Source organism: Microbacterium sp. P26 (genome assembly GCF_023712585.1).
Lineage (GTDB): Bacteria > Actinomycetota > Actinomycetes > Actinomycetales > Microbacteriaceae > Microbacterium > Microbacterium algihabitans_A.
On the sequence record NZ_JAMAXZ010000039.1, the window covers coordinates 1 to 383 of the forward strand.

A 383-nucleotide genomic window follows, 5' to 3' on the forward strand; every position below is an offset into this window, starting at 1 on the left:
GTGTTCAAACAGGCCCGCGCGGGCCTCAACCGTACTCAGCCGTTCATCGTGGAGAAGGATCGCGACGCCAAAGCGGCCATGAATTTTATTGGCGAAATTACGCGCGCGCGCCGTCAGCGGTTGCTCGGTGCCGTCCATATTGAGCGGCAGGCCGACGATTACCGCCTCAGGCTGCCACTCTTTAAGCAGTTTTTCGATGACGTTCCAGTCCGGTTTACCGTCCTGCGCCTTCAGCGCCGGTAATGGTCGTGCGGTCGCGGTGATGCGTTGTCCCACCGCCACGCCGATGCTTTTGGTGCCAAAGTCAAAGCCGAGAAAGGTTCCGCTCATCACGCATGCCCCGCGACGCCTGGCATCGTCACAATGTCGATACCAATCAGTTT

The 383-nt window shown here is 59.0% G+C and carries 1 protein-coding gene; it reads right to left on the reverse strand.

The genetic code is table 11. From position 1 onward, the window contains the following. The coding region (gene ruvX / locus M3667_RS17220; RefSeq protein ID WP_251509631.1) for a Holliday junction resolvase RuvX at window positions 1–330 on the reverse strand (330 nt) is incomplete at its 3' end. Window positions 331–383 lie beyond the last annotated feature (53 nt).